Annotated in this window: 19 protein-coding genes and 1 pseudogene; 14 read left to right on the forward strand and 6 right to left on the reverse strand. The window is 71.0% G+C overall.

What is annotated here, in order from left to right; translation table 11 throughout:
- The 13 genes and pseudogenes from QZW52_RS10580 to pelG all read left to right on the forward strand — a co-directional run.
- Positions 1-877: class I SAM-dependent methyltransferase (locus QZW52_RS10580; RefSeq protein ID WP_293998343.1), on the forward strand; the 877-nt coding region annotated here is incomplete at its 5' end.
- Between the two features lie 19 nt (positions 878-896).
- Positions 897-1,367 carry a (2Fe-2S)-binding protein gene (locus tag QZW52_RS10585; RefSeq protein ID WP_293998346.1) on the forward strand — a complete coding sequence of 157 codons (471 nt, stop codon included), beginning with the start codon at positions 897-899 and terminating at the stop codon, positions 1,365-1,367.
- 212 nt (positions 1,368-1,579) lie between these two features.
- Positions 1,580-3,037, forward strand: a pseudogene (locus tag QZW52_RS10590) (xanthine dehydrogenase family protein molybdopterin-binding subunit); the annotation flags it as partial.
- 176 nt (positions 3,038-3,213) lie between these two features.
- Positions 3,214-3,606, forward strand: a complete 393-nt coding sequence (locus QZW52_RS10595; protein ID WP_363226518.1) for a molybdopterin cofactor-binding domain-containing protein — start codon at positions 3,214-3,216, stop codon at positions 3,604-3,606.
- 41 nt (positions 3,607-3,647) lie between these two features.
- On the forward strand, positions 3,648-4,046 hold the full coding sequence (gene gloA2 / locus QZW52_RS10600; RefSeq protein WP_293998351.1) for an SMU1112c/YaeR family gloxylase I-like metalloprotein: 399 nt from the start codon (positions 3,648-3,650) through the stop codon (positions 4,044-4,046).
- 141 nt (positions 4,047-4,187) lie between these two features.
- Entirely contained in the window at positions 4,188-4,901 is a 714-nt protein-coding gene (locus QZW52_RS10605) for a hypothetical protein (protein ID WP_293998353.1), read from the forward strand.
- A 177-nt stretch (positions 4,902-5,078) separates the two neighbouring features.
- On the forward strand, positions 5,079-7,940 hold the full coding sequence (locus tag QZW52_RS10610) for a bifunctional glycoside hydrolase/polysaccharide deacetylase family protein (protein WP_293998355.1): 2,862 nt from the start codon (positions 5,079-5,081) through the stop codon (positions 7,938-7,940).
- Complete coding sequence (locus QZW52_RS10615; RefSeq protein ID WP_293998356.1) at positions 7,927-11,775, forward strand: tetratricopeptide repeat protein; 3,849 nt, start codon at positions 7,927-7,929, stop codon at positions 11,773-11,775. Before QZW52_RS10610 ends, QZW52_RS10615 begins: the two co-directional genes overlap by 14 nt.
- A 48-nt stretch (positions 11,776-11,823) precedes the next feature.
- Positions 11,824-12,366: a penicillin-binding protein activator LpoB gene (locus tag QZW52_RS10620; protein ID WP_293998359.1), complete on the forward strand. Its 543-nt coding sequence runs from the start codon at positions 11,824-11,826 to the stop codon at positions 12,364-12,366.
- 15 nt (positions 12,367-12,381) lie between these two features.
- The gene (locus QZW52_RS10625; RefSeq protein ID WP_293998362.1) at positions 12,382-13,749 is read left to right on the forward strand and encodes a PelD GGDEF domain-containing protein; all 1,368 of its coding nucleotides are present in this window, start codon (positions 12,382-12,384) and stop codon (positions 13,747-13,749) included.
- Positions 13,746-14,765: a tetratricopeptide repeat protein gene (locus tag QZW52_RS10630; RefSeq protein WP_293998365.1), complete on the forward strand. Its 1,020-nt coding sequence runs from the start codon at positions 13,746-13,748 to the stop codon at positions 14,763-14,765. Before QZW52_RS10625 ends, QZW52_RS10630 begins: the two co-directional genes overlap by 4 nt.
- A complete protein-coding gene (gene pelF / locus QZW52_RS10635) occupies positions 14,762-16,303 on the forward strand; it encodes a GT4 family glycosyltransferase PelF (protein WP_293998368.1) in 1,542 nt (513 codons plus the stop codon). The genes QZW52_RS10630 and pelF overlap by 4 nt, the downstream gene beginning before the upstream one ends.
- Complete coding sequence (gene pelG, locus QZW52_RS10640) at positions 16,279-17,646, forward strand: exopolysaccharide Pel transporter PelG (protein WP_293998371.1); 1,368 nt, start codon at positions 16,279-16,281, stop codon at positions 17,644-17,646. The genes pelF and pelG overlap by 25 nt, the downstream gene beginning before the upstream one ends.
- Here the strand turns inward: pelG and QZW52_RS10645 are convergent.
- The 5 genes from QZW52_RS10645 to QZW52_RS10665 form a co-directional block, all read right to left on the reverse strand.
- The gene (locus QZW52_RS10645; protein WP_293998374.1) at positions 17,633-20,011 is read right to left on the reverse strand and encodes an ATP-binding protein; all 2,379 of its coding nucleotides are present in this window, start codon (positions 20,009-20,011) and stop codon (positions 17,633-17,635) included. The genes pelG and QZW52_RS10645 overlap by 14 nt on opposite strands.
- Positions 20,008-20,568, reverse strand: coding sequence for a YfiR family protein (locus QZW52_RS10650; protein WP_293998377.1), 561 nt, complete (start codon positions 20,566-20,568; stop codon positions 20,008-20,010). Before QZW52_RS10650 ends, QZW52_RS10645 begins: the two co-directional genes overlap by 4 nt.
- A 1-nt stretch (position 20,569) precedes the next feature.
- On the reverse strand, positions 20,570-22,579 hold the full coding sequence (locus QZW52_RS10655; RefSeq protein ID WP_293998380.1) for a TonB-dependent receptor plug domain-containing protein: 2,010 nt from the start codon (positions 22,577-22,579) through the stop codon (positions 20,570-20,572).
- Positions 22,563-23,624 (reverse strand): HD-GYP domain-containing protein, encoded by a 1,062-nt coding sequence (locus tag QZW52_RS10660; RefSeq protein ID WP_293998382.1) that lies wholly within the window; start codon positions 23,622-23,624, stop codon positions 22,563-22,565. The genes QZW52_RS10655 and QZW52_RS10660 overlap by 17 nt, the downstream gene beginning before the upstream one ends.
- Before the next feature lie 95 nt (positions 23,625-23,719).
- Positions 23,720-24,967 carry a THUMP domain-containing class I SAM-dependent RNA methyltransferase gene (locus QZW52_RS10665; protein ID WP_293998384.1) on the reverse strand — a complete coding sequence of 416 codons (1,248 nt, stop codon included), beginning with the start codon at positions 24,965-24,967 and terminating at the stop codon, positions 23,720-23,722.
- Between the two features lie 229 nt (positions 24,968-25,196).
- Here QZW52_RS10665 and QZW52_RS10670 point away from each other — a divergent pair, with 229 nt between their 5' ends.
- Entirely contained in the window at positions 25,197-25,859 is a 663-nt protein-coding gene (locus QZW52_RS10670) for a YiaD family glycine zipper/OmpA-like lipoprotein (protein ID WP_434738313.1), read from the forward strand.
- A 40-nt stretch (positions 25,860-25,899) separates the two neighbouring features.
- Here the strand turns inward: QZW52_RS10670 and QZW52_RS10675 are convergent.
- Positions 25,900-26,197, reverse strand: a 298-nt coding sequence (locus tag QZW52_RS10675; RefSeq protein WP_434738314.1) for a hypothetical protein, incomplete at its 5' end; no start/stop codon positions are given.

The following is a 26,197-nucleotide window of genomic DNA, read 5'->3' on the forward strand; positions in this document are numbered from 1 at the left end:
CTTCCACGGCCGCGGCGGCCTGCACCCCGGCTGCGAACACTGGACGCTCGACTTCTACCCGCCCGTCTGGGTGCTGACCAGCTTCCAGCCCGTGCCCGACGAGGAACTGGCCACCGTCGGCGCCGCGCTCGCCACCCGCTGGGAACAACTGGCGCCGGGCCAGCCGCTGAACTGGGTCTTCCAGTGCCGCAACGGCAGTCGGGCCGAGACGCGGCTGATGGCCGGCAGCGTGCCCGAACCGCACGCGGTGAGCGAGGACGGCACGCGCTACCTCGTCCACGTCCTGCGCGGCCAGAACCACGGCCTGTTCCTCGACATGGCCGAGGGCCGGCGCTGGGTGCGCGGACTGGCGCAGCGGCAGCCGCGGCTGAAGGTGCTGAACCTGTTCGCTTACACCTGCGCGTTCTCGGTGGTGGCGCTGCAGGCCGGCGCGCGCCAGGTGGTCAACGTGGACATGGGCCACGGCGCGCTCGCCATCGGCCAGCAGAACCACCGGCTCAACGGCGTGGCGACCGGCGCGAGTTTCCTGCCGCACGACATCTTCAGCTCCTGGGGCAAGATCCACCGCAGCGGACCTTACGACCTCGTCATCGTCGATCCGCCCAGCTACCAGAAGGGCAGCTTCGTGGCGGGCAAGGACTACGCGCGGGTGCTGCGCCGGCTGCCTGATCTGCTCGCGCCCAGTGGCCACGCGCTGCTCTGCCTGAATGCCCCCGAGCTGGGCACCGACTTCCTGACCACGCCGATGCAGACGCTGGCGCCCGAGCTGACGCGGGTGGAGCGGCTGGCCAATCCCCCCGCCTTCGCGGACGTGTCGGCGGAGCGGGCGTTGAAGGTGCTGGTCTACCGGGCGCCTGCGCTGGCGGGACAACCGTGACAGACAGGAGAACACCCCCATGCCTCTGAACTTGACCGTGAACGGCCAGCCCCACACCCTGGACCTCGAACCCGAGATGCCGCTGCTGTGGGTGCTGCGCGATGTGCTGCACCTGACCGGCACCAAGTTCGGCTGCGGCATGGCGCTGTGCGGCGCGTGTACGGTGCAGGTCGATGGCGTGCCGGTGCGGTCCTGCGTGACGCCGGTGGGCCGCGTGGCGGGCCGGGTGACGACGATCGAGGGGCTGGGCACGCCCGCGGCCTTGCACGCGGTGCAGGCGGCCTGGATCGCGCACCAGGTGGCGCAGTGCGGCTACTGCCAATCGGGCCAGATCATGGCGGCGGCGGCGTTGCTGCAACAGCACTCTGCACCGACCGACGCCGACATCGACACGGCCCTGTCCGGCCACCTCTGCCGCTGCGGCGCCTACCCGCGCATCCGCGCCGCCATCCACGACGCGGCCCGGCGCCTGCAGGGAGCCGCCGCATGAACCACGACAAGAGCCAGCTCGCCACGGTCGCCCGCCGCAGTTTCCTGATCGGCTCGGTGGCCGTGCTCGGCGGCGCGGCCTTCGGTGTCGTGCGCTACCGCCAGCCGCACCCGAACCCGCTGCTCGACGCCCTGCCCGACGGCAGCACGGCGCTCACCCCCTACGTGCGGATCGACGCCCAGGGCGTGACCGTCATCACCCCGCGCGCCGAGATGGGCCAGGGCATCCACACCACGCTGGCCGCACTGGTTGCCGAGGAGCTGGATGTCGCGTGGGACGACCTGCGCGTCGAACACGGCCCGCCCGGCGCGGCCTACTACAACCGGGCGATGCTGGCGGAGGCGGTGCCCTTCGGCGCGCTCGACCACGGCACCGCGGCCGAGGCGATGCGCGGCACGGTGGGCGTGCTGGCCAAGTTCATGGGGCTGCAGGGCACGGGCGGCTCCTCCAGCGTGCCGGACGCCTTCGACAAGATGCGCGTGGCGGGGGCGGCGGCGCGCTTTGCCCTGGTGGCGGCGGCGGCGCAGCGGCTGGGCGTGCCGGCGTCCACGCTGAAGACCGATGCCGGCGCCGTGGTCACGCCCGACGGCCGCCGCCTGCCCTACCCCGAACTCGCCACCGACGCGGCCAAGGTGGCGCTGCCGGACGATCCGCCGCTCAAGCCCCGCGACCAGTGGCGCTACCTGGGCCGGTCCATGCCGCGCGTGGACATGGTGGGCAAATGCACCGGCACGGCCACCTTCGGCATCGACGTGCGCCTGCCCGACATGGTGTTCGCCACCGTGCGCATGAACCCGGCGCTCGACGCCCCGCTGCAGTCCTTCGACGCCACTGCGGCCAGGGCGATGCGCGGCGTGCTGCAGGTGGTCGCGCTGCCCGGCGGCGTCGGGGTGATCGCCGACAACACCTGGCGGGCGTTCCAGGCGGTGCAGGCCGTCCGGTGCGACTGGGGCGCGCCGGTCTACCCGCCGACGACCGCGCTGCTGATGGACGCGGTGGCCGCGTCCTTCTCGCCCGCGCACCAGGACCGGCAGTGGCGCAATGACGGGGACGTGGACCACGCGCTGTCCACCGGAGCGGTGCTGGAGGCCGAGTACCGCGTGCCCTACCTCGCCCACGCCACGATGGAGCCGATGAACGCCGTGGCCTGGCTGCACGACGGCCAGCTCGACCTCTGGACCGGGACGCAGGTGCCCACCCTCGCCCGCGACCAGGCGGCGAAGGTGGCCGGTCTCGACGCGGCGCAGGTCCACGTCCACACCACGCTGATGGGCGGTGGCTTCGGGCGGCGGGCCGAGTCGGACTGCGTGCTGCAGGCGGTGCGGCTGGCGATGGCCATGCCGGGCAGGCCGGTCCAGCTCACCTGGCGCCGCGAGGAGGACATGGGCCACGACTTCTACCGCCCGCCCGCCATCGCCCGTGTCCATGGCCGCACGGCGAACGGCACGGTGCAGGCGCTGGACCTGCGCGTGGCGAGTCCCTCGGTGCTGGAGTCGCAGGGCGGGCGCATCGGGCTGGCGCTGCCCGGCCCGGACAAGCTGATCGCCGACGGCCTGCACGACCAGCCCTACGCCCTGCCGCACTGGCGCGCCACCACCTACCGCACGCCGGCAAGCGTCCCGGTCAGCTCGTGGCGCTCGGTGGGCAACTCGTTCAACGGCTTCTTCGTGGAGAGTTTCCTCGACGAGCTGGCGCACCAGGCCGGCGCGGACCCGGTGGCCTTGCGGCGCTCGCTGCTCCACCACGCGCCGTGCTGGACGCGGTGGCCAGACTCTCGGGCTGGGACACGCCGCTGGAGAAGGGCCGCGGTCGGGGCGTGGCCTTCCACCTGTCCTTCGGCGTGCCGGTGGCGGAGGTGGTCGAGGTCACGGCGACGGCAGACGGCATCCGCATCGACCAGCTCAGCATCGCCGCCGACGTGGGCACCGCGCTGGACCCGCGCAACGTCGAGGCGCAGTTGCAGTCGGGCGCGCTCTTCGGGCTGAGCGCGGCGGTGTTCGGCGAGATCACCTTCGCGGACGGCGCGGTCGAGCAGGGCAACTTCCACCAGTACGCCGCGCTGCGCATGGCCCAGGCGCCACGCATCCGCGTGCAGGTGCTGGAGAGTGGCGGCCCGATCCGCGGCATCGGCGAGCCGGGCACGCCGCCGGCCGCGCCCGCGCTGGCCAACGCCATCTTCCGCGCCACCGGGCAGCGCATCCGGGCGCTGCCGCTGCGCAAGCACATCGCGTTCGTGTAGCGGCACGGCGCGGTGCGGCGTGGTGCGCTAAGGTCACGGCCATGACCCTCCTGCGCATCCACCACGTCGCCCTCATCGCCGCCGACTACGCCCGCTCGCGGCAGTTCTACACCGAGCTGCTCGGCCTGCGCGTGCTGGCCGAGCACTACCGCGAGGCGCGCGACTCGTGGAAGCTCGACCTGGCCCTGCCCGACGGCGGGCAACTGGAGCTGTTCTCCTTCCCCGCCCCGCCGCCGCGGCCCTCGCGCCCGGAAGCCTGCGGGCTGCGGCACCTGGCGTTCTCGGTGGACGACGTGGCGGCATGGAAAACGAAACTGGAGGCGGCCGGCATCGCGGTGGAGGACATCCGCCTCGACGAGTTCACCGGCCACCGCTTCGTGTTCTTCGCCGATCCGGACGGGCTGCCGCTGGAGCTGTACGAGGTGCTGGCGACGGGCTGAGCCGCCCAGGGAGTGCGGGAGCGGGAACAGGGCAGCATTTCGCCGGTTTTTCCAGCTCAGGCCGTGCGCAGCGTTGGCGACAGTCGGTTGTTCACTACCGAACCCGCCATCCCAACCCGCTGTGCCGCCACTGGAGTCTCCATGCACCCGAACCCACATCCCACCCCCCAGCGTCCCGCCCGCCGCGCCCGCCTGGCCCTGGCCGGTCTGTCGGCACTGGCCGCGCTGGGTGCCGCACCGGCCGCCCACGCCTTGGAGCTGAACGGCGAGATCTACGTCAATGCCGGCCTGCCGGGCATCGGCCTGGGCTATGCCCGCCCGATCGACAGCCGCTTCAGCCTGCGGGGCGATTTCATGGCGCTGGGCAGCGGCGACCGCACCACCACCGAAAGCGGCATCACCTACCAGAGCCGCCACAAGCTCCAGCGCATGACCCTGTTCGGTGACTGGTTCCCCTTCGAGAACAGCTTCCGCCTGACCGGCGGTCTCAGCTCCACCCACTACAAGATGACACTGGATGCGTCCGGGGCCGGCGGCAGCCTGACCATCGGCGACCGCACTTACACCACCACCGCCGCCGATGGCCTGGAGGTGCAGATCAAGTTCCCCACCATCGCGCCCTATGTCGGCATCGGCTGGGGCCACCAGCTCAACACCGGCTGGCGGGTCTCGGCCGACCTCGGCGCCCTGATCGGCCGGGCCAAGGTCACGGCCACGCCCCGCGGGGCACTGGCCAGCGAAGCCGACCTCCAGGCCAATCTGGACAAGGAACTCTCCGAGCTGCGCGGCACCGTGGGCAAGTTCCGCGCCATTCCGCAGATCACGGTCAGCGTCGGCTACAGCTTCTGGATCTGATTCCCCCGCCCACCCGGCCCGGTCACGACCAGAGAAGTGCCTGAGGGATGCCTGAGAGGAACCGCTGACGTAATCTTCCAAGAATATTTGGTAGCAAATTTCATGCAATATTAGTGAATGGTGTGGATAACCACCTTGACTTTTTGCATAAATACCAATCTTGGAGGATTTCGTCCGGTGAACCTCTCAGTCTGGCATGGATGGGCACGCAATTGGCTGTGCGCGGGCTTACGCGGGCCAGGCGGCCCGTGGCTGACAGGTCTGCTGGCCGCGTGCGGCCTGTGGCTGACAGGCGCCGCACAAGCACTGGCACCGGTGCTCCCCGGCCCGAGCGTGGCGCTGCATTACGGTGCCACGCCGCCCTGGAGCGCACTGTCGGCCTTCGACTGGGTGGTGCTGGAACCCGGCCACCACGGCGACATGGCGGCCCGCGCCAAGGCCGCACCGCACACCCGCTTCATGGCCTACCTGTCGGTGGGCGAAGTCAGCCGCACCCATCCGCAGCACGCCAGCCTTCCCGCCGCCTGGCTGGTCGGTCGCAACCCCGCGTGGGACAGTGCGGTCATCGACCAGCGCGCACCCGAGTGGCCGGCGTGGTTCGTGCAGAACGTGGCCCGCCCGCAGTGGGAGCGCGGCTACCGCGGCTTCTTCCTCGACACGCTCGATTCCTACCAGCTCGTGGCAAAAACGCCCGAGGAGCGCGCGGCCCACGAGGCCGGTCTGGTGCGCGTGGTCAAGGCGCTCAAGGTGGCGTTTCCCGACGCCAAGCTGATCTTCAACCGCGGCTTCGAGATCCTGCCGCAGGTGGCGCAGGACGCCGACATGGTGGCCGCCGAGTCGCTCTACCGCGGCTGGGACAACGGCAATGCCCGCTACAAGGCCGTCAGCGACGCCGACCGCGCCTGGCTGATCGGCCAGCTCGACCGGGTGCGCGCCGAACACCGCCTGCCCGTGCTGGCCATCGACTACGTGGCGCCGAACGAGCGCGCCCTGGCCCGCGAGACCGCCCAGCGCATCCAGTCCCACGGCTTCATCCCCTGGGTCAGCACCCCGAGCCTGGACGCCATGGGCATCGGCGCGGTCGAGGTGCTGCCGCGGCGGCTGATCCTCCTGCACGACAGCCCCATCGGCACCGCCTCGGCCCAGCTCACCTACGCCGATGCGCTGCGCTTTACCGCCATGCCGGCCTACTACCTGGGCCTCGTGCCCGAGTTCGTCAACGTCGATGAGCAGCCGCTGCCCGGCGGCGTCCAGGCGGGCGAGGTGGCCGGCGTCGTCACCCAGTTCAGCAACGACCGCCCGCGTCCCGCCTTGGCCGCGTGGCTGCAGAAGGCGATGGCGGCGGGCGTGAAAGTCGTGAGCCTCGAACAACTGGGCGTGGGCGATGCCACGGTCCAGCGCGACACCTACGGGCTGCAGCGCCGCGGGACGACAGCACCCGTGCAAGCGCCGGTGACGTTCTCGAAACGCGATGCCAGCATCGGCTTCGAGATCACCCCCGTGCCCGGCAAGCTCGACTTCAACCCGCTGGGGGCGCCCGCCGGCTCCGATGTCCTGCTGCAGAGCCGGGACGCCCGCGGGGCCACGATGGACGCCGTGGCGATCACCCCCTGGGGCGGCTACGCGCTGGCCGGCTACAGCCTCGTGCGGCTGGCGGCCGGCGAGGACGAGTACCGCTGGGCTTTCGACCCGATCGCTTTCCTGCGCCGTGCGCTCGCCCTGCCCGCGATGCCGGTGCCGGACACCACGACCGAGAGCGGCCGGCGCCTGCTGATGGTCCACATCGACGGCGACGGTTTCGCCAACCGCAGCGACCTGCGCGGATCGCCGCTGGCCAGCGAGGTGCTGCTCACCGACGTGCTGGAGCGTTACCGGGTGCCCACCGCGATGTCGATCATCGAGGGTGAAACGGCGCCGCACGGCCTCTACCCGAAGCTGTCGGCGCAGATGGAGGGCATCGCCCGGCGCATGTTCGCCCTGCCCCATGTCGAGGTCGCCACCCACACCTTCTCGCACCCCTTCACCTGGAGCAAGGTCGAAGCGGGCGCCTTCGGCAAGGGCTACGCGCTGGACCTGCCGGGCTACCGCTTCGACGCCGAGCGCGAGATCCAGGGTTCGATCGCCTACATCCAGTCGCGGCTCGCCCCGCCGAACAAGCCGGTGGTGCTGGTGCAGTGGAGCGGCGACACCAACCCGAACGAGGCCACGCTGGCGACGCTGGAGAAGTCCGGCGTGCTGGCGATCAACGGCGGCGAAACCGTGGTCACCAAGGCCCAGCCGTCGCTGACCCACGTCGGGCCGCTGGGCATCCGCAAGGGCCGCTTCTTCCAGGTCTACGCGCCCAACCAGAACGAGAACGTCTACACCAACCACTTCACCGGCCCGCTCTACGGCTTCGAGCGCGTCATCGAGACCTTCGAGCTGACCGAGCGCCCCTACCGCCTCAAGCCGGTCAACATCTACTTCCACACCTACGCCGCCTCGCGCCGCGCCTCGCTCGAAGCCCTGCACCGCGCCTACCGCTGGGCGATGGCGCAACCGCTGCACCCGGTCTACCCGTCGGACTACGTGCGCAAGGCGATGAACTACGAGGACATCGTGATTGCCCGCGGCGACGGCGGCTTCCTCGTGCGCGGCGCGGGGGCCTTGCGCGAGCTGCGGGCACCGCGCTCGCTGGGCGTGCCGCAGATCCAGGGCAGCCGCGGCTTCGTCGGCCACAGCGAAGCCGAGCAAGGCCAGGAGCAGTACCTTCACCTCGGTGGCGGCGGTGATGCCTGGGTGCCGTTTGCACCGGCGCGCGACAACGCCGCCTACCTCGTCGAAGCCAACGCGCGCGTCCTCTCGGTGGAGCGCACCGACAGCGCCACCCGGCTGCAGTTGCAGGCCCATGTCCCGCTGCGCATGGCGATCCGCCATCCCGGCGGTTGTGCCGTCAGCCTGGGCGGACGGCGCCTGACCGCCGTGCGGACCACCGACGGCATCCACCACTACGCCAGCGACCAACATGGAACAGAAACGCTCACGATTGGTTGCCTCTGACGCAACCGGCTTGCGGGCGCGCATCCTGTCCACCGGCGGCCTGCTGGTGGTGGCCGCCATGGTGCTGGTGGTGCTGGTGATGCTCTACCCGCGCCAGCAGCTCCTCGACCGCCTGCGCGCCGAGCCCCGCAACGACGAACTCAGCGTCAGCTACCTCGCCAACCTGCTGTCCAGCGAGCCAGACAACGCCGACCTGCGCATGCTGCTGGCCGAGCGGCACTTCGCGCTCAAGCAGGCCGACCGCGCCGCGTCCGTGCTCCAGCCGCTGCTCGACCGCCCCAGCGGCAACGAGGAAGTGCGGCTGCGGGTGTCCAGACTCGCCTACAGCCTGCTGGAGCTGCGCGCCAACGCCGCCACGCCCGGCAGCCCCCAGGCCCTGGCCCTGCGCGCACAGCTCATCGCCGGCCTGAAAGAGCGGCTCACCCTGTCCTGGGCCACCCCCGACCTGCTGCTGTTCGCCCGCAAGGCCACCGCGCTGGAGCAGTTGCCGCTGGCGCAGCGGTTCCACAGCCTGATCCGCTTCGACGCGGAGGGCGACCGCGCTCCGTGGTTCGAGGAAGCCGTCCGCACCGCCGTCTGGGCGCAGGACTACGCCGGCGCGGCCACGCTGCACCAGCGCGCCATGGACCGTGCGCCCACGGCCGAGCGCAAGCGCGAACACCTGCGCGAGGCGCTGCGCATCCTGCAGTCCGGCAACCTGCTCGGCCAGGCGCTGGCCCTGGCGGAAGCCCGCGCCGACGTGGTGGGCAACGACCGCGCCCTGCTCGACTACCTGACCCGGCTCGCGCTGGCCGCCAACCAGCCGGCCGTGGCCGAGGGCTATGCCCGGCGCCTGCTGCAGATGCAGGCGCAAGCGCGAGGACAGGGACCGCAAGGACCGGTGAGTGCATGGCCTGCAGCGCCGCTGCGCTGGCTGGCCGCGGTGGTCGATCGGGTGGTGCCCGCGGCCCAGGCCGCCGAGCCGCTGCGTGCCAGACCGGCCGACCCGAAAGCCGCCGAACCTGCGCCCGGCGTGCGACCGCAGCCCGGCGATCCGCGGGCGCCGTTCGAGGAGTCGTCCTACCTGCTGGCCTACCAGACCTTTCTGGCCAACCGCAACCAGAACGACGCCTGGCGCGTGGCCGCCTCCGCCGTGCGCCAGGAGCCGGCCAACGCCGCGTGGCGCGAACGGCTGGCCCAGGTCTCCGAGTGGACCGGCAAGCCCGACGAGGCGCTGGTGCATTGGCGGGCGTTGTCGCAGATGCCCGGCGCCTCGCCGGCGATGGTCGATGGCGCGCTCAAGGCCATGCTGCGGCTGGCGCCGAGCTTCAACGACGACGAGCTGCTGCTGGGCACCTGGCGCCAGATCGCCGCCGCACGCCACCTGACGGTGGAGGAGACGCTGGGGGTGGTTGCCCTGACCGAGCGGATCGGCCGGCCCGAAGAAGGGATGCAGTGGCTGCAGGAGGCCGAGCGCCGCCAGCCGGCGCGGGCGCTGCGCGAGGCGCAGGTCGATCTGGCCGAGCGCATGGGCAACCAGCCCGCCACGATCGACGCCCTGCGCCGCCTCATCCAGCTCGACGGCGCCACCGTGCCGCGCGCCATGCGGCTGGCGACGGTCCACAGCCTGCGCGGCGAGCCGGCGCTGGCCTACGAGGCCCTGGCGCCGCTGGCCGCCACGGTGCCGGCCACCGACCTGGCGTACTGGCGCCTGGTCGCCAACCTGGCCTGGACGCTGCAGATCGAGTCGCAGGCCCTGCACGCGCTCGGCGTCACCACGGGCACGGGCGAATTCAACAGCATCGATGCCGACCGCCTGCTGACCCTGCTGCGCCCGCACGACCCCCGTGCGGCGGCGCGCTTCGCCGAGAAAGCCTGGGATGTGCTGCACCTGCCCAGCTATCTGGTCACGGCACTGGACCTGTGGTGGAACCAGCGTGATCTGCCGGCCATGGAGCGCCTGTTCACCTCGCTCGACGCCGCCAGCGAAAAGGCCGTTGGCGAGGACGCCTATTTCTGGACGCTGCGCTCGCAGTGGCGGCAGGCCCGCGGCGAGCTGCCGGCGGCTGTGGCGGACCTGCGCCGCGCGCTGGACATCGAGCCGGAGAACACCGGCACACGCATCGCCTTCCTGTTCCTGCTGATCGAGTCCGGCGGCAAGAGCGAGCTGCAGCAGCGGCTCCTCACCTGGCAAGACGCGGCCCGGCGTGACCACGCCTACGACGCGGCCTACGCCGCTGGCCACATGGAGCTGGACCAGCCGCGGCTGGCCCTGCCCTACTGGCGCCGCCAAGCTGCCGCGTTCCGCGACGATCCGCTGTGGAACGGCAGCTACGCCGACGTGCTCGATGCGGCGGGACAGCCCGAACAGGCCACCCGTGTGCGCGTCCTCGCACTGCAGTTGACCCGCGCGCGGCTGCAGACGCTGGCCGGGCGCAGCGATGGGTCGGTCGAAGAGCGGCAGGCCCTGCAACTGCAGCTCGCCCGGCTGACACTGGCGGACAGCCAGGGCGACAGCGGCCTGCGGGCCATGCGCGCCCTGCTCGCACCGGGCGGGCTGCTCGCGCCCGACACCCAGCGCACGGCACCGATCGACGATGGCGCCCAGAGTCTGGCGCTGGGCTGGCTGCTGTCGAACGAGCACCACGACCATGCGCGGCTGTGGCTGTGGCGCCGGCACGCACGGTCGCTGCCCACGCCGGTCTGGGCCGAGATGACGATGGCACTGCACGACGGCGACCTCGGCACCATCGGCCGACTGCTCGACAGCCCCGAGGGCGCGCGCCTGCCCGCCGCCCAGCGCATCGACGCCTTGCAGACGCTGGGCCACACGCGACGCGCCCAGGCGCTGCGCACCGCGGAGTTGCAGGACCGCGACGACGACAGCCTGCACGAGGCGTACACCGAAACCGCCTGGCAGAACGCACGCCGCGCCGAGTACAGCGCCGACAGCAGCCGCGACACGCTGCACGCCACCCAGCAGCGGCTGGCCCTGTGGCTGCCGCTGAGTGAAACCACCACCCTCCAAATCGCCGCACAGGACATCGCCCAGCGCCCCGGCACCCTCGCCGACGGCACGCCCGCCTTCGGCGCAGCCCTGCCGGCCCGCGACCGCACCGGCAGCGTCACGCTCAGACTCCAACCCGACCGCGCACTGCAGGTCGAGGGCACGCTGGGCATCCGCTCGGCCGAGCGCAGCTTCATGACCGGGGCGCTGGCGGCGAGTGCGCAACTGCTGGCGCGGCTGCAGTTGCGGGCCGACCTGGGCTTCAACGCCCGCGCCACCGACTCCGCGCCGCTCGCCGTGGCCGGTGTCCAGCACGAGGCCCGCCTGAGCGGCGACCTGCGCCTGTCGCTGACCAACCCGGTGCGGGTGTCGCTGCGGGCGGCACAGTTCGCGCTGCAAGGCGGTGGCACGCTGGGCCATGCGCTTGGCCTGGAGTGGGAGGCCACCCAGGTGCTGCGCGGTGCGGCACCCGACCTGAGCGTGCGTGTCTTCGGCAACTACACGCGCTACCGCCGCACAGACGACACGCTGCCCGCCTGGACCGCCGGACTGACCTCCGACGGCAGCCAGCCCGGCAGCGGCGTCTTCGTGCCCGACAGCTTCGCGCTGCACGGCGTCGGCCTGAGCGCAGGACTCGCCCAGCGTGACGCCTACAGCCGCGCCTGGCGCCCCTTCGCCGACCTGAGCCTGACGACGCACAGCCGGCTGGGCGCGGGCTACGCCGCCACCGTCGGCGTCGCCGGCCGGCTCGCCGGCAGCGACCAGTTGCTCCTCCAGTACAGCACCACCCGCGCTGGCTCCAGCGGCGATGCCCGCGCGCTGGGGCTGCGCTATGTGCTCCCGTTCTGAGCCCGGACTCACCGATTGACCCGGATTGACCTTCCAAGGAAACCCACCATGCGCCTCGACCGCCTCCTCAAGCCCTTCTTGCTGCTCGCGCTCGCGCTGGGTGCAGCGGGCTGCTCCGTCATGGACCGCAGCCGCAACACCGTGCCGCTCGATGCCGGCGCCAGCGCCAAGTGGGTCATCCTGCCGATGGCCAACCACACCGAGACGCCGCAGGCCGCCCTGCGCGCCGAGGTGATCCTGGAGGCGCTGATGCGCCAGCGCGGCGTGCAGACCCTGGTGCGCGCGCCGGCCGTGGCGTCCAGCGATCTGCTGGGCGACTCGCCCGACCGCAAGGTGCAGCAAGACGCGCAGCGTTGGGCCGCCGAGCAGGGCGTGCGCTACGCCATGACGGGCGCAGTGGACGAGTGGCGCTACAAGGTCGGCGTGGACGGCGAGCCGGCCGTCGGTCTGGTGCTGCAGGTGATCGACCTGAGCAACGGCAACGTCGTCTGGACCGCCACCGGCGCCCGCTCCGGCTGGAGCCGTGAAGCCCTGTCCGCCGTGGGCCAGAAGCTCATGCGCGACCTGCTCGGCGACTTGTCGCTGCGCTGAACGCCGAGGCCCGCCATGCTGGTGTCCAAGTTCACGGCCGACGCGACCGCCCAAGACGGGCTGCACGCCCTCGCCTCCGCACGCACCCGCATGGGCTGGGCCGCGCTCGAAGTGGTGGCGATGACGCTCGGGCTGATCGCGATCGGGTGCTGGGTCTCGCCCGCCGATCCGCTGTTCACCCAGGCGCCGATCCCGTGGACCTGGTTCGCGCCGATCCTGGTCGCGCTGCGCTACGGCGTGCTCGCCGGGCTGGGTTCGATGCTGGTGGTGCTGGTGGCGTGGCGGCTGCTGCAGGGAGCGGACCCGTCGGTGGCCTTCCCCGTGCTGTACTTCCTCGGCGGCCTGCTGCTGACCATGGTGTGCGGCGAGTTCAGCGGCCTGTGGCGCTCGCGCATCCGCCGGCTGGCGCAGGCCAACGCCTACCTCGAAGACCGCATCGAGCGCGTCACCAACCGCCTGTTCATGGTCCAGCGTTCGCACGACGTGCTCGAACAGGATCTGCTGCTGCAGCCTTCGACGCTGCGCCAGGCGCTCGGCGACATGCGGGCGCGCTCGCTGGCCGGCCAGCTCGACGCGCCGGCCGCGGCCAAGGCGTTTCTCGACTTCCTCGGCGTCCACTGCCAGATCGAGAGCGCGCAGGTGCTCACGCTCACCCCCGGCGCCGCCCACGGCACGACGCTGGCCAGCGTCGGCCAGCCCGTTCCCGTGCGGCTGACCGATCCGCTGGTGCAGTACGCGCTCGACCAGCGCCGCCTGGCGCATGTGCAGGCCGGGATGCCGGCCCACGAGGCCGCGACCGACCACCTCGTCGCCGCGCCGCTGGTGCTGGGCACGCACCGCGAGCAGGCGCTGCTGGTGGTGAGCCGGATGCCCTTCCTCGCGCTGCACGACGAGGCACTGGAGCTGATGGCCGTGCTGTGCTCGTCGTTCTCGGACGCGGCACTGGTCAGCGACGAGGTGCCGGGGCTGCTGGCACACCTGCCGCACTGCCCGGTCGAATTCGCGGAGGAAGCCAGCCGGCTCGACCGCATCGCCCGCGAGTTCAAGCTGCCCAGCCAGGTGGTGATGCTGACCTTCAGTGACACCGAACACGCCGCCGGCCAGCGCCGGCTGGCCGAGCAGCGCGCGCGCTCGCCGGATGTCGTCTGGCCCTACGCGATGGACGGCGACCGCGAGCGGCTGGTCACGCTGATGCCGCTGGTGGGTCGCACGGCGGTCGATGGCTACCTGCGCAGCCTCGCGGGCTATATCGCCGAGCGCCAGGGGCTGGCGCCGCACCAGGCCGATCTCGCCACGCTCGGCATCCAGCACCGCGTGGTGACGCTGGGCCAGGCGCCGTTGGCACCCACCCTCGTCGGCCTGCTCGCAGGCCCCGGCGCATGAACCCGCTGCAGTTCCTGTTCGCCCTGGCGCTGGAGTGTGGCGCGGCGCTGCTGCTGTGGAGCGGCGAGCGCGATGTCCTGCGGCTGGGCGCCTACGTCGGCACGCACGCGCTGGCCTGCGCCGTGCTGGCCGTGGCGCTGTATCCGCTGCTGCCGGGGCGGTTGCGCCAGCCGCCGCTGGCGGTGCTGGGGCTGCTGTTCAGCGTGGCGTTCTTCATTCCCTTCCTCGGGCTGGTGGCACTGCTGCTGGCGGTGGTGGTGATGCGGTTGATGCCGGTACACGCCACCGACACCCATTTCCGCCTGGCCGCCCCGCCGGAGTTCCTGCTGTCGGTGCGCGAGCCGGCGCGGCTGTTCCGCGGCCTGAGCATCCGGCAGTTGCTCACCGACATCCACGCCGCCGCCCCCTTGCGCACCCGCGCCCTCAACGCCATCGCCAGCAAGCCCGCGCGCATCGCCGGCGACCTGCTGCGCAAGCTGCTGAGCGATCCGGTGGAGGATCTGCGCCTGGTCGCCTACGGCCTGCTCGACTCGCAGGAAAAGGCGCTGCGCACCCGCATCACCCAGCAAGCGGCGCTGCTGGAGCAGCTCACCACCGAGCCGCACCGCCACAGCGCCAGCCGCATCGAGGTGCTGCGCCACCTGGCGGAGCTGAACTTCGAGCTGGTCTACCAGTCGCTGGTGCAGGGTGATGTGCGCGAACACACGCTGGCACGCGCCATCGAACACGCCGAGGCCGCCATCGCGCTCGACCCGGCCGACGGTGGCCTGCGCCAGTTGCTCGCCCGGATGCACCTGGAGCAGGGCGACATCGACCGCGCCTGCGACGACCTGGTCCGCGCCACCGAGGACGGTCTGCCCGACAACCGCGTGCTGCCCTACCTCGCCGAGATGGCCTACCGCCGCCACGACTGGGCCAGCGTGCGCACCCTGATGCAGCGCATCGACCCGCTGACCGTGACCCCGCGCATGGCCGCGCTGGTGCGCTACTGGCAAACCGCAGGAGAGCGGACTTGAACGACGCATTGCCACGGGCCGGATCGGCCGACATCGCGCTGCTGCTCGAAGGCACCTACCCCTACATCTCGGGTGGCGTGTCGAGCTGGGTCCACCAGATCATCACGGGCTTCCCCGACCTGACCTTCGCCGTCGTCTTCCTCGGTTCGCGGCCCGAGGACTACGGCCCGGTCCGCTACACGCTGCCGTCCAACCTCGTCCACGTCGAGGCGCACTACCTCTTCGACAGCGAAGACCGCCCCGCCCAGCGCACCCTGCGCACCGACCCCGCCGCCTTCGCCCACGTCAAGGCCCTGCACCGCCACTGGCAGGAACTCGACGAAGCCCCGGCCAGCACCAACGCGCAGGCCCTGTTCGGTGCCGTGGTCGATCGCTTCGACGACCAGCTCGGCGAGGCGCACTTCCTGCGCGGCGACCAATCGTGGGAGCACATCTGCGCGCAGTACGAGGAACGCTGCACCGACCCGTCCTTCGTCGATTACTTCTGGACCGTGCGCACCATGCACGCGCCGCTGTGGAAGCTCAAGCGCATTGCCGATGGCCTGATCCCGGTGAAAGCGTTCCACACCGTCTCGACCGGCTACGCCGGCCTGCTGGGCGCCATGTGCAAGCGCAGGCACGGCCGCTCGCTGGTGCTGTCCGAACACGGCATCTACACCAAGGAGCGCAAGATCGACCTGTTCGGCGCCCGCTGGATCGCCGACAACCGCTCGGTGCTGCAGCGCGACCTGACCGAGCTGAGCTACTTCCGCGACCTGTGGATCCGCTTCTTCCAGGGCATCGGGCGGTCCTGCTACGACGCCAGCGACCAGATCATCGCGCTCTACGAGGCCAACCGCCGCCGCCAGGTCGCCGACGGTGCCGCTGGCGAGCGCACCAGCACCATCCCCAACGGCATCGACATTGCCCGCTTCGCTCCGCTGCGCGCGCTGCGGCAGGTCGCGGTCCCGCCGGTGCTGTGCCTGATCGGGCGCGTGGTGCCGATCAAGGACGTGAAAACCTACATCCGCGCCCTGCGCAGCGTCGTCAACCAGATGCCCGAGGCCGAGGGCTGGATCGCCGGACCCGAGAACGAAGACCCGGCCTACGCCGAGGAGTGCCACCTGCTGATCGCCAGCCTGGGGCTGCAGGACAAGGTGCGCTTCCTCGGTTTCCAGCAGCTCACCGAGCTGCTGCCCAAGGTGGGGCTGGTGGTGCTGTCGTCGATCAGCGAGGCGCTGCCGCTGGTGCTGCTCGAAGGCTTCGCCGCGGGCGTGCCGGCGGTGAGCACCGATGTGGGATCGTGCCGCCAGCTCATCGAGGGGCTGGACGACGACGACCGCGCACTCGGCCCGTCCGGACGCGTGGTCGGGCTGGCCGATCCGAAGGCGCTGGCCGACGCGGCGGTCGAGCTGCTGTCGGACGCCGACGCCTGGCAGCGCGCCAGCGACGCGGGCGTGGAGCGGGTCCACCGCTACTACTCGCTCGAACGCATGCTCGGTCGTTACCGCACGGTCTATGAAAGGGCCTTGACATGGCAGGCATCGGTTTCGAGCTGAGAAAGCTCCTGCGGCGGGACAGCTTCGCCGGGCTGTTCCAGGCGTATGCCTACGCCGGCATCATCAGCTCCGGCCCGTGGGTGCTGTCCATCCTGGGCATCCTGGTGATCGGTCTGGTGTCGGCGGTGACGGTGCAGGACCGGCAGATCACGCAGTTCCAGGTGTCCGTGACCTACCTCATCATGCTGTCGCTGGTGCTCACGGGACCGATCCAGCTCTCGTTCACGCGCTGGGTGGCCGACCGGCTGTTCGAGAAGCGCGCGGCGGTGATTGCGCCGAACTTCCTCGGGGCACTGCTGATCGTCATCGTCGGCTCCGGCCTGCTCGGGCTGCTTGCGGTCGCCACGCTGTTTCCGGGCCAGACCAACCTGTTCCGCGTCACCTTCGCCAGCGGGCTGGTGGTGATGAGCAGCATCTGGCTGGCGACGATCTTCCTGTCGGGCATGAAGCAGTACAAGGCCATCGTGGCGCTGTTCGGTCTCGGCTACGGCGTGAGCGTGACGGGCGCGCTGCTGCTGCGCGGGCTGGGCATGGAGGGGCTGCTGCTGGGTTTCGTGGTGGGGCAGTTCGTGCTGCTGGCGGGCATGCTGGTGATGGTGCTGCGCACGCTGCCGGCCGAGCGGCTGATCGCGTTCGACTTCCTCCAGCGCGGGGCGATGTTCACCTCGCTGGTCTGGGTCGGGCTGCTCTATAACCTGGGCGTGTGGGCGGACAAGCTGGTGTTCTGGGCTGCGCCGGAAGTCAGCCAGGCCATCATTGGTCCTCTTCGTGCGTCGATCATCTACGACATGCCGGCCTTCCTCGCCTATCTGGCGATCATCCCCGGCATGGCGGTGTTCCTGGTGCGCATCGAGACCGACTTCGTCGAATACTACGAACGCTTCTACGACGCCGTGCGCGAAGGCGGCTCGCTGGGCAACATCCAGCGCCTGCGCGACGAGATGGTCTTCACCATCCGGCAAGGGCTGTACGAGATCCTGAAGATCCAGGGCATCACCGTGCTGCTGGTGATCCTGGCGGCGCCGCGGGTGCTGGACTGGCTGGGCATCTCGCACCTGTACCTGCCGCTGCTCTACCTGGATGTGGTGGCAGCGAGCCTGCAGGTGGTGTTGCTGGGGCTGCTGAACATCTTCTTCTACCTCGACCGGCGCCGGGTCGTGTTCACGCTGACCGCGCTGCTGCTGGTGCTCAACGTCGGGCTGTCGCTGCTCACGCTCAAGCTCGGCGCGTCGTTCTACGGCTACGGCGTGGCGCTGGCGATGATGGTCACGGTGTTCGCAGCGATGCTGGCGCTGGAGAGCAAGCTGCACCGGCTGGAGTACGAGACCTTCATGCTGCAGTGACCGCCGCCGGCTGCAGCCCCGCCCGTTCCTCCAGCCGCTGCAAACGCTCCAGCAACATCGGCAGCAGCGCCGCCGCCTCCCCGTGGCGCTGTCCGTGGGCGAGCACCAGCATCTGCCGCGCGAGCCGCTCCAGCGCGATGGCCGAGCAATTGCCGCTCGCGCCCGCCAACTGGTGGGCGGCAGAGGTCAGGGCTTCGCTGTCACGGTCGCGGATCGCCGTGGCCATCTCCGCCAGCCGCAGCCGCCCGTCTTCGACCAGCACCGCCACCAGCTCGTCGATGAGCGACACCTCCCCGCCCAGGCGTTCGAGCAGCGCCGCACGGTCCAGATCCGGCGCATCGGTGGTCTGCGCCAGCGGGGCAGGCCGCGGCCGGGTGGACGCGCTGCCCTCCGATGTACGGGCCAGCGCCACGCGGTGCAGCGCCTGTTGCAGTTGGACCAGGTCGATCGGCTTGCTCAGATAGCCATCCATCCCGGCCGCCAGACACCGCTCGCGGTCGCCCTGCATGGCGTTGGCCGTCAGCGCGATGATCGGCACCCGCCGCACCGCCCCGGCCGACCCGGTCGCCTCGGTCGCACGGATGGCGTGCGTGGCGGCCAGCCCGTCGAGCACCGGCATCTGCATGTCCATGAGGATGGCGTCGAACGGGTCGTTCGTGTGCAGCGCAACCGCCTCGGCACCGTTGTCGGCCACACAGACCGCGTGCCCGAGCCGGGTCAGCAGAAGCACGGCCAGACGCTGGTTGACCAGGTTGTCCTCGGCCAGCAGCAGCCTGAGCGGCACGGCCTCCCCCGGTGCCCGGGCCTGCGCAGCGTCGCCGGGCCGCAGCATGTCCACCGTGGACACAGGCGCGGCGCCGAGGTCATCGTCCTGCACCTGGAGGCTGACGTGGAAGGTGCTGCCCTGGTCGGGCGCACTCTCCACCCGGATGCTGCCGCCCATCAGCTCGGCCAGCCGGGCACAGATCGCCAGCCCCAATCCGGTGCCGCCGTAGCGCCGGGTGGTCGAGGCATCGGCCTGCGAGAACGACTCGAAGATGCGCTGCTGCTGGTCTGGCGCGATGCCGATGCCGGTGTCCCGCACCGCGAGGTGGAGCCAGGGCTGGCCGTGGACATCGCGGGTGCAGTGCGCCTGCAGGCAGACCTCCCCCCGCTCGGTGAACTTGAGCGCGTTGCCCACCAGGTTGAGCACGATCTGGCGCAGCCGCCCCGGATCGCTGCGCAGCGAGTCCGGCACGTTGGCGGCCATCTCCAGCCGCAGCACCAGGCCCCGCTCGGCCGCCCGCAGGGCCATCGGCTTGAGGGTGTCCGCCAGCAAGGGCCGCAGCGCCACCGGCACCGCCTCGATCACCAGCTTGTCCGCCTCGATCTTCGAGTAGTCGAGGATGTCGTTGATGACCACCAGCAGCGCGTCGGCCGACGACTTCACCAGCCCGAGGTACTCGCGCTGGTCGGGGGTCAGCGTGGTGTCGAGCGCCAGTTCGGTCATGCCGAGGATGCCGTTCATCGGGGTGCGGATCTCGTGGCTCATGTTCGCCAGGAACCGGGTCTTGGCGTCGGAGGCCGCCTCGGCGCGCCGGGCCTCGCGGGTGCGGGCCTCGACGAGCTGCTCCCGTTGCTCGCCCGCCTGCGCCAGCGCCAGCCCGCGGGACTGGATCTCCTCCAGCATGCTGTTGAACGCCGAGACCGCCTGCCCCACCTCGTCCCCGCCGGCCTTGGCCAGCCGCCGGTCGTAGGCGTGGTCCTGCGTGATGGCGCTGGCCGTGGACGACAGGTCGAGCAAGGGCTGCACGAGGCGCCGGGCCAGCCCCTGCGAGAGGACATAGGACAACAGCAGCGCCAGCAGCCCGGCCAGCACCACCGTGGCGCCCTGCAGCACCAGGTTGTCCCGCTGCGCGCGCAGGTCGATGCGCACCGTCACACGCCCGAGCAACTCGCCGCTGGGGCCGAAGATCGGCGCGCCCAGCGTCATGTGACCCGCCAGCAAGCCACCACCATCGGGTTCGCGCGGCACTGCGGCGCCGGATACCCCCCAGGACGCCAGCCGGGCACCGTCGGCGCTGGACTCCACCCACGCGGCGCTGACTTGCTGGCGCACCTTGAGCACCTCCAGCGTGTCGGTCAACCCGCGCTGGTCCTCGAAACTGACTGGCGCTTGCAGTGAATAGGCCAGCGAGCGCACCACCTCCTGCGCATCTTCGCGCGCATGGCTGGAGGCGAACACCCAGCCCGCGACCAGCATCGCCACGCTGCCCATCACCGCCGTCAACCCCGCGCACAGTCCCAGCAGCCACGCCAGCTTCACGCGCACCGGCCAGTTGGCCGTGCGGCGCCCGAGGTGGTCGAGCAGGCGGTCGCCGATCATTCGCGCACCTGCCGGGCCAGCCGCAGCACCTGGCTGGACAGGGTGAGCTGCGCGGCCCGCAGCGCCTTGAGGTGGATGTCGAAGCGGATCGCGTCGTTGACGAGCATCAGCTCGACCATGCCGCCGCGGTTCAGGAAGCCCTCCGCATCGCCCACCGTCAGCGTGGCCGACCGACCCGCCTGGGCGAGCAGATCGGCAGCGTGATCGGCCGAACTGTGGAGGTAGAGGACGTGGCAAGGCGTGGACTCCGCCCCCGACGCCGGCTGCACATGGAGGGTGCGTCCGGCGATCACTTGCCCGTTCAGCGCCGAGAAGGCGCCAATCGCCTCGCTCTGGCGGGCGGCCACGCACAGCCGCAACACGCCCGCATCGGCCCCGTCACCCGACGCCGGCCACTGGACGAAGCGCGCCAGACTCAGCACCATGCGCGCCTTCACCGCCGACTCGCTGGGCACCTGCGGGCATGCCTGCGTGGCGAGTCCCCACAGCGAGGCCCCGATCCCCCAGACCAGAGAGCGGCTCCACCACCGCCGAGCAGGCACCGGGCCAGCATGCATCTCAGAAAGGGACCGCCAGCTTGACCGCCATGCTGCGGCCCGGCACCGGCAAGCTGTCCTGCAGCGACTCCGGCCCGGCCGGGTCTTCCCGCCGCGCCTGGCCCAGGTTGTAGACCGTGGCCGACAAGCTCCAGGGCCGACCGGGCGGGTCGTACTGCGCGGTCAGGTTGGTCAGGACGTGCGCGGGCAGGGTCTGGCCGGCCAGGGTCTGGCGCGTTCCCATGCCCTGGAGTTCCAGCCCGAGCCGCAGGGGCCAGCCCGGTATGGCACGGGTGGCATGCAGCTTGGCGAGCTGGCCCGGGGCGTTGCTGACGTGGTCGCTGCCGTTGACGCGCACCTGCTGCCCCGCCCAACTGCCGCGCACACGCCAGCCGCCTTCGCCGACCACCTCCAGCTCGATTTCGGCGCCGCGCGCACGTCCGCTGCCCACGTTGCGGTAATCCAGATCGCCGTTGTCCAGCACCTGCTGCTCGATCAACCCGGCAATGCGGTTGCTGTAGAGCGAGGCCGACAGCCGCCACTGCGCGTTGGGCCGCCAGTCCAGCGCCAGCTCGGTCGAGCGCACCGACTCGGATTGCAGTCCGCGGTTGACCCGCGCCGCTGTCTCGGCCGGGTTGCGCTCGAAGAAGTTCGGCTCCCGGTAGGCGGCGCCGAGCAGCACCTTGAGGAACAGGCCGTCCACCGGCTCCCAGATCAGGGACGTGCGCGGCGTGGCGTGGAGGGTGGCATCGGACTGCCGGTCCAGCCGCGCGCCCAGCCCCAGACGCAGCCGCGGCGCCACCGTGTACTCGTCGTTGACGAACACGCCGGCGCGGGTATTGCGTGTGGACAAGGCATAGTCGGGCACGGCACCGGACCCGGCCAGCGTCAGGATCTGCACCGACTGGCGCAAGTTGTGCTGCACCTCGGCGCCGACCACCAGCCGGTGCCCCGCCCAGCCGGTGGTCGTCCAGCGGCTTTCCAGGCTCAGCCAGCGGCCATCGTTGCGGTAGCTCTGCAGCGTATCGGTAGCGGCGTAGCGGGCCAGGTCGGTGTAGTAGTAGCGGGCCAGGCCGGCGTGGAAAAACACGGCGTGGTCTGCATCCAGGCGGTGGTCCCAGCGGGCATCGACCATGGCCACCCGGTCATGCCAGATGGCCGAGGAGTCGCCGAAGACGTAGCCATAGGGCGCCGTCGGAATCTGCTTGGCGCGGCGGGAGACCAACCCGGTCACGGTCCAGTCGCGGGCGGTGTAGCGGGCGAACGCCTTGGCGTCGTGCTCGGCGTCGAGGTGTTCGGCGACGCCGCCGTGGGTGTCCGGGTGGTCGAACGCCGGGTAGTACCAGTCCTGGCCCGGCCGGTATTCGGCGCTCGCGGCCAGCAGCAGATTGCCGGTGGCGAGTTCGCGGCCAGAGGTGAACTGCAGCTTGCGGTCCCGGTCGCTGGTGGTGGTGAGGGTGAGCCGCTGTCCCAGCAGCGCGGTCGTGCTGCGGGTGATGACGTTGACGACCGCGAAGACGGCGTTCGAGCCATAGAGGGCGGAGCCGGGACCGGCGATGTACTCGACCCGGTCGATCAGGCCGACATCCAGCGCGAACTCGCGCCCGAGCAGGGCGGAGTCGTAGATGTTCTCGTTGCTGCGCACGCCGTCGATCAGCAGCAGCACCCGCGAGCTGTAGTCGCCGGGGCGGCTGAGTCCGCGCACGCCCACGTAGTCGTAGCCCCGGTCGTTGCGGAAATGCACGCCCCGCACGCCGTTGAGCACCTCGGCCAGCGTGCGCCAGCCGAAGCTGGCGATGTCGCCCGAGGTCAGCACCGTCACCGAGGCCGGTGCCTCGGCGGTGGTCTGGGCATACTTGGAAGCGCCATAGACCGGCAGGGTCAGCAGCCCCTCCAGCTCATTCAAGCCGGCATCGGTGTTGACGCCGACACTGGTGTTGACCGTGGTGGCCGCCCCTTCCGCCTGCGCAAGATCCGCCCAGCAGGCCAGCCCCACCACCACCAGCCCCAGCCCCTCAGACCAGGTCCGCATGCGGGCCTCCCGCTTCGTCACGGAACTCGGCATGGATGGCCAGCACCTCGGGCCAGCTCTCGACCACCGCCTCGACACAGGCGGGGTCGAACTGCGTGCCGGACTGTTCCCGCAGCAGCGCCAGCGCGGCCTCGAACGTCCACGCCTCCTTGTACGGTCGCCGCGAGGTCAGGGCATCCAGCACGTCGGCCACCGCCACGATGCGCCCGACCAGCGGAATGGCCGTCCCCGCCAGCCCGAGCGGATAGCCGCTGCCGTCGAACTTCTCGTGGTGGCTGTGGGCGATGACGGCGGCCATCTGCAGCAGCGGCGAGGGGCTGTCGCGCAGGATCTGGTAGCCGATGGCCGAGTGCTCGCGCATCGTCGCCCACTCGGCGGCGTCGAGCTTGCCGGGCTTGAGCAGGATCGCGTCGGGAATGCCCACCTTGCCGATGTCGTGCATCGGGGCGGCGCGCAGCAGCGTCTGCTGCTGCTCGGCGTCCATGCCGAGGTTGCGGCCGATCAGTTGCGCGTAGCGGGCCATGCGCGCCAGGTGCATCCCCGTCTCCGGGTCGCGGTATTCGGCCGCGCGCGACAGGCGCAGGATGGTGTCGTACTCGCGCTCGACGATCACCCGCGTGGCCTTGTCCACCTCCGCGGCCAGCCAGGCGGCCCGGTCGGCCAGTGCTTGCTGGCTCTGGCGCAGCGCCAGCATGTTGCGCGAGCGGGCCAGGAACTCGATGCGGTCGATCGGCTTGGTCAGGAAGTCGTTGGCCCCTCGGCGCAGTGCCTCGTAGCGGACCTCCGTCTCGTGGCTCGCCGTGACCATCAGCACCGGCACGGACGCCTTGTCGGGCCGGGCGCGCAGTTGCGCGAGGAAACTCAGCCCGTCCAGGCCGGGCATCATGTAATCCAGCAGCAGCAGGTCGAACGGATGCGATTCGCACCACGCGAGTGCGGCCACGGCATCGGTGAACTCCATGGCCGGCTGGTCGGTCAACTGGCGTGCCAGCACCTTGAGCAGCGCCACGTTGACCCGGTTGTCATCGACGATGACGATCTGCATTCCATCCTCCAGCGGGTGGACTGGCGCCACCACCTCTGTCGGACATCGGCCCCCGAGGCGGGGACTTGAGCGGCCGGCCTGCAGCCCTGTCTGCCTCAGCGCGGCTCGCTGCGGTTCGACCCCGCCACCAGATCGAACCGGAACAGCCGGCACTCGATCGGCCCGTTCCACATCGGCACGCGGCGCGACTCCTTCAAGCGCATCGCCTGCGGCAGCTTGGCGTCCGGGCTGAGCACCCAGGCGGTCCAGCCGGCGTACTGGCGTTTCCAGTGCGTGGCCAGCGCGGCGAAGAAGGCTTGCGAGGTGCCGCCGCCGTCGAAGGTTTCGCGCGAATCGCGGTAGCCGCCGGGGGCGGAGCCGGTGCCCTTGGCGTCGATGCGCTCGCCGTAGGGCGGGTTCAGCATCAGCACGCCGCGTTCGGTCGGGGCGTTGCGCTGCAGCGCGTCCACCGTCTTGAAGTCGATGACATGGGCCACGCCGGCACGCTCGGCGTTGCGGGTGGCGAAGTCGGTCATGCGGAACGACACGTCGCCCGCGTAGATCCGCACCGCTGGCGCGTGGATGCGCGACCGCGCCTCGGCCTTCATCGACTGCCACGCCACCACCTCGGCGCGGAAGGGCGCGAGCTTCTCGAAGGCGAAGCTGCGCTGCAGGCCCGGCGCCATGCCGCAGGCGATCTGCGCGGCCTCGATGGCGATGGTGCCAGCGCCGCAGCAGGGGTCGAGCAGGTCGCCGTCTTGCGCCCGGCCGTGCCAGCCGGCGGCGGCCAGCATCGCGGCGGCCAGCGTTTCCTTCAGCGGCGCTTCGCCCTGCACCTCGCGCCAGCCGCGCTTGAACAAGGCTTCACCGCTCAGGTCCACGTACACCTGGGCGTAGTCCTCGCCGACATGCAACTGGATCGACAGATCGGCGAAGCGCGGATCGACGTCCGGGCGCTCGCCGGTCTGCTCGCGCATCACGTCGCAGATGGCGTCCTTGATGCGCAGCGAGGCGAAGTGCAGGCTCTGCAGCGGCGAGCGCACCGCCGAGGTATCGACCCGCAGCGTCTGGCGCCCCGTGATCCACTCGGTCCACGGCACCGTGCGGGCGATGTCGTACAGATCCTCCTCGTCGCGGTAGCGGCCTTCGGCGACCTGCCACAGCACGCGGGGCGCCAGCCGGCTCTCCAGGTTCAGGCGCATGGCGGTGTGGACGCTGCCGATCAGCGAGATGCCGCCACGGCCAAGCTTCACCGACTTGGCCGCTTGCGGCGCACCGGCTGCGGTCAGGATGGCGCGCACTTCGTCGGCCAGCAGAGGCTCGACGCCAGCGGCGCAGGGCAGGAACAGGGGGGTCGGGTTCAAGGCAGTGGTCCGTCGTCTTCGTGATCAGAGGTCAGCCGTGATTGTCGCCCCGGATGCCCTGCCGATACCGCCGCACACGCACAGGGACCAATCGACACCGCCGCCACGTCATCGACACGGTGTTTTCAACCGTTCAACACCTGCGGGCACTGTCTTAATGGATGGTGCATTTTCCGATGCACCGAGCAGACTAGGCTCGGTACACCCCCACCTACGGAGCTTTCCCAACATGATGCAATTCACCCCTTCCCGTCCCCTGGTTCTGGTCCTCGCGTCCGCTGCGCTGCTGCTCGGTGGCTGCGCCGACATGAGCGCCCGCCAGAAGGGCACGGCGACCGGGGCTGCGGCGGGTGCCGCGGTCGGCGCGGTGCTGAGCAAGGTCACGGGTGGCAAGGCCGGCTCGGGCGCGGTCATCGGCGGCGCAGTCGGTGCGGTCGCCGGCAACCTGTGGTCCAAGAAGATGGAAGACAAGCAGCGCGCGATGGAGCAGGCCACCCAGGGCACCGGCATCGACGTGACCCGCACCAGCGACAACCAGCTCAAGGTGAACGTGCCGAGCGACCTGTCCTTCGACTCGGGCCGCTCGAACATCCGCCCCGCGCTGGCGCCGATCCTGGCCAAGTTCGCGCACGGTCTGGACGGGACGATGCACGTCCAGGTCACGGGCCACACCGACAGCCAGGGCAGCGACGCGGTCAACAACCCGCTGTCGGTTGACCGTGCGGCCTCGGTGCGCGACTACCTGGTGACGCAGGGCGTCTCGGCCACCCGCATCTCGATCGACGGCAAGGGCGAACGCCTGCCGGTGGCCGACAACACCACCGCCGACGGCCGTGCCAAGAACCGCCGCGTCGAGATCTTCCTGCGCGAGCCGGAAAAAGCCGGCTCCTGAAGCCGCTACAGCGGTGGAAGCGGCGGCGCCTCCCGCCGCTTCAATCCCACTGCAGCAACTCGGCCAGCCGCCGCGTCACCCACACCGCCTCGTCCGGCGCAAACCCGGACTCGGGCGTCTGCAAGCCCGCTTCCATCCGCATCAGCACTTCGTCCTCGGACACCCCGAGGTCGAAGTGGATGTGCTGCGCCTGCGCGACGAGCTGCTGGGCGAGGTCTTCGCAGGCTTCGTAGCGGACACGCACCTCGGCGATCGGCGTGCGCAGGCGGCTGCGGCTGCGGTCGCGGTGCAGGTCGAGGAAGGACTCGGGGACGAGGATCTGGTTCTCGTGGCCGTGG

This window comes from Sphaerotilus sp., assembly GCF_013299175.1.
Lineage (GTDB): Bacteria > Pseudomonadota > Gammaproteobacteria > Burkholderiales > Burkholderiaceae_C > Sphaerotilus.

Excerpts from the sequence above, each read along its gene's own strand:
- QZW52_RS10585 (WP_293998346.1), top strand. The coding sequence starts at position 897 with ATGCCTCTGAACTTGACCGTGAACGGCCAGCCCCACACCCTGGACCTC.
- gloA2 (WP_293998351.1), top strand. The coding sequence starts at position 3,648 with ATGACCCTCCTGCGCATCCACCACGTCGCCCTCATCGCCGCCGACTAC.
- QZW52_RS10605 (WP_293998353.1), top strand. The coding sequence starts at position 4,188 with ATGCACCCGAACCCACATCCCACCCCCCAGCGTCCCGCCCGCCGCGCC.
- QZW52_RS10620 (WP_293998359.1), top strand. The coding sequence starts at position 11,824 with ATGCGCCTCGACCGCCTCCTCAAGCCCTTCTTGCTGCTCGCGCTCGCG.
- QZW52_RS10625 (WP_293998362.1), top strand. The coding sequence starts at position 12,382 with ATGCTGGTGTCCAAGTTCACGGCCGACGCGACCGCCCAAGACGGGCTG.
- QZW52_RS10630 (WP_293998365.1), top strand. The coding sequence starts at position 13,746 with ATGAACCCGCTGCAGTTCCTGTTCGCCCTGGCGCTGGAGTGTGGCGCG.
- pelG (WP_293998371.1), top strand. The coding sequence starts at position 16,279 with ATGGCAGGCATCGGTTTCGAGCTGAGAAAGCTCCTGCGGCGGGACAGC.
- QZW52_RS10645 (WP_293998374.1), bottom strand. The coding sequence starts at position 20,011 with ATGATCGGCGACCGCCTGCTCGACCACCTCGGGCGCCGCACGGCCAAC.
- QZW52_RS10650 (WP_293998377.1), bottom strand. The coding sequence starts at position 20,568 with ATGCATGCTGGCCCGGTGCCTGCTCGGCGGTGGTGGAGCCGCTCTCTG.
- QZW52_RS10655 (WP_293998380.1), bottom strand. The coding sequence starts at position 22,579 with ATGCGGACCTGGTCTGAGGGGCTGGGGCTGGTGGTGGTGGGGCTGGCC.
- QZW52_RS10660 (WP_293998382.1), bottom strand. The coding sequence starts at position 23,624 with ATGCAGATCGTCATCGTCGATGACAACCGGGTCAACGTGGCGCTGCTC.
- QZW52_RS10670 (WP_434738313.1), top strand. The coding sequence starts at position 25,197 with ATGATGCAATTCACCCCTTCCCGTCCCCTGGTTCTGGTCCTCGCGTCC.